3 protein-coding genes are annotated in these 2,269 nt (G+C 62.3%); 1 reads left to right on the top strand and 2 read right to left on the bottom strand.

The window, feature by feature from the left end; genetic code table 11:
• Positions 1–204: 204 nt before the first annotated feature.
• Positions 205–498: a hypothetical protein gene (locus FQU74_RS09635; protein ID WP_146286267.1), complete on the bottom strand. Its 294-nt coding sequence runs from the start codon at positions 496–498 to the stop codon at positions 205–207.
• Positions 499–671: 173 nt separating this feature from the next.
• Here FQU74_RS09635 and FQU74_RS09630 point away from each other — a divergent pair, with 173 nt between their 5' ends.
• On the top strand, positions 672–953 hold the full coding sequence (locus tag FQU74_RS09630) for a hypothetical protein (protein ID WP_146286266.1): 282 nt from the start codon (positions 672–674) through the stop codon (positions 951–953).
• Here the strand turns inward: FQU74_RS09630 and FQU74_RS09625 are convergent.
• Positions 917–2,173, bottom strand: coding sequence for a tyrosine-type recombinase/integrase (locus FQU74_RS09625; protein ID WP_338324181.1), 1,257 nt, complete (start codon positions 2,171–2,173; stop codon positions 917–919). The genes FQU74_RS09630 and FQU74_RS09625 overlap by 37 nt on opposite strands.
• Positions 2,174–2,269: the final 96 nt, after the last annotated feature.

Genomic DNA, 2,269 nt, shown 5'->3' with positions numbered 1-2,269 from the left:
GTGAGCATCATGGCGCGCAGAGACAGGCGGGCGCTCGACGATCATCGAACGGTCCTGCGCGTCCCCCGCTTTTTTGCCCGTCGGGCCTGCCAATGCCCTTCCGTGAAGACCTTGCCGTCGCACAGCCTTTTTCCCGCTCTCGGGCTTTTTTTGCCTTCCTTGTCCTCTGAGTGTGCGTTCGGCTGTCTTCCTGTCCTCATTTTTTCAGGAGGCGATGCCTTTCCTTCTTTTTCGTTCTTTCTCGAAGGCGATTGGCAGTTCTCTACTTCTTTCCTTTCTCGTCGAGGAGGCCAGATGACGCTTTCCCATACTTCCCATCTTTTCCGTTTTCCCGAGGACGGCTGTTGCAGGGCCTACGCCCCGTTTGCCGATTTTCCGGATTTTCAGGTTTTCCTCATGCGCTCCGGCGCGACGCAGGCGCGCAGGGCCAGCGCCGGCGCCGGCGCCGGCGCAGAAAAGATACGAATAACCTTTTCCAAAAGAGAGTTCTGCGGACAACTTTCTGGGGTTTTCCACATGAATCGCAACAGCTTACCGGAGAACGCCCTGCGCCCATGCCCGCCAGACTGCTATACTGACCCCATCGGCGCCGGTCCTCACCACCACACGCCAAGGATCATCACACCACGCCACCGCGCCGGTCCCCCGGGCGGGGCCGGAGGCAACTCGCCATGGCGCGGGAACGGAAGAGGCATGTCAAAGCAGACGAGGTCGCAGCCAAGGCTGCGGTCGAGCGGTCGTACAACCGGGCGTCCGATGAACTCGCCCGTCTTGAGACCGCCTTGCAGGTCGCAGCCCGGCTGGTCGTGCAGGACCCCATCTATGCCCCGATCTTCCGGCGTCTGGAGCGCGAGATTGCGCTTGAGAAGGCTGCACGGGCCGAAGACGTGATCGAACGCGCCCGGGCGCTGATCGCTCAGAACGAGATCGGCACCAGCAACTCTGCCGCGTGAGCGAGTGAGGCGCCCAGCCCATAGCGCTCACGCGCCAACGCATGCCCCATCAGGTCACGACGAATACGCTCGTCGATCCGCGCGGCAAGCATCCGGTCCTCGAAGGCATGCCGGAGGCTGTAGATCGTATGCCGCGGCGTTTCCATCAGGGCGTTGGAACGCAGGAACTTGTTCATCGCCGCACTCAGGCTGGCAGAGTTCTCGCGATAGCGCGGAAACCCTTCGGGAAACTGCCGCATCGCATCCAGGGCGATGCCCAGAAGGGGAATGCTGCGGCTGGCATTGCTCGACTTCAATTGCCGCCCGATCGGCTGGAAAGACAGATGCGGAACGCTGTGATCAAGGCATATCTCCTCGGCGCGCAGACCCGCTACCTCGCTGAGCCGGGCGCCTGTATTGATGACGACCATCAGGATGCAGCGTTCCTGATCATTCATCCCGTCCAGTGCGCCCGGCGCCAGAAGACGGTCGCGGATCCAGCCATCCGAGAATGGCAGCCGCTTTGCCCCTTCCCTGCTCTTGATGCCAAGGCCGCCCAGTGAAAGGTCGACCTTCAACTGCCGCATCTCGATGACCTTGCGCAACACGCCGGTCAGATGCGTGATGTCCTTCATCGCCGAGTCGGCCGAGAGGCCCTCCTCCTCAAGCCGGTTGAGCCACCAGCTGCGAAAGGCGATCAGATCATCCCTTGAAATCTCGGAAAGCGACTTGTCCCCAATCACATCCACGAAGTTCCTGACAGCCTTGATCCGCGGATTGCGCCAGCGACGTTCCTGGTCCGGGCTCTTTCCCAGAACCTGATCCCGCGCGAGGTCCCAGAACACCTCCAGCGCACCAGTCACGCTGATGACGGGTTCCTTCACCCCACCAAGCAGGGCCGCCGCCTCTTTCGGATCAACACCCCGCTTTGCCACGCCTTCGATCCGGTCGAGCAGCTCCGCGCGCGGCAGCTGCGCCACGTCCGCGGACGAGAGATACCGATAGCCACGCACTTCGGCCAGGCGGCGTGCAGCGGCATGGCGCGCCTCGGCCTCGGCAGTATCCCCCGCCAACCGCGCCTCCCATGCCTCGATCTGCTCCTGCCAGACCCTGCTCTCCTTCTGACGGGCAATCGTCTCGGAGTCGGTGTGCAAGCTCAGCCAGATTTCTCGCCGCGGCTCGATCGAGGCATAGCGGTTCGGCACGCGCCTGCGCAGACTCAGCCCCTTCCCCCGCCGCATGATCGCCACATCGACACCCCATCAACACATGTGGAGCAAAATGTGTAGCAATTTGCGGAGCAAAACAAGACGCGATACTCTCGACACCCCGAGGAA

It is taken from the genome of Gemmobacter aquaticus, from assembly GCF_007859075.1.
Lineage (GTDB): Bacteria > Pseudomonadota > Alphaproteobacteria > Rhodobacterales > Rhodobacteraceae > Gemmobacter > Gemmobacter aquaticus.
The sequence above is the reverse complement of the archived record's forward strand: the minus strand, read 5'-3'. Positions and strand labels throughout refer to the sequence as shown.

What these genes read in the sequence shown, in the direction of transcription:
- FQU74_RS09630 (WP_146286266.1), top strand. Translation starts at nt 672, where the DNA reads ATGGCGCGGGAACGGAAGAGGCATGTCAAAGCAGACGAGGTCGCAGCC.
- FQU74_RS09625 (WP_338324181.1), bottom strand. Translation starts at nt 2,173, where the DNA reads ATGCGGCGGGGGAAGGGGCTGAGTCTGCGCAGGCGCGTGCCGAACCGC.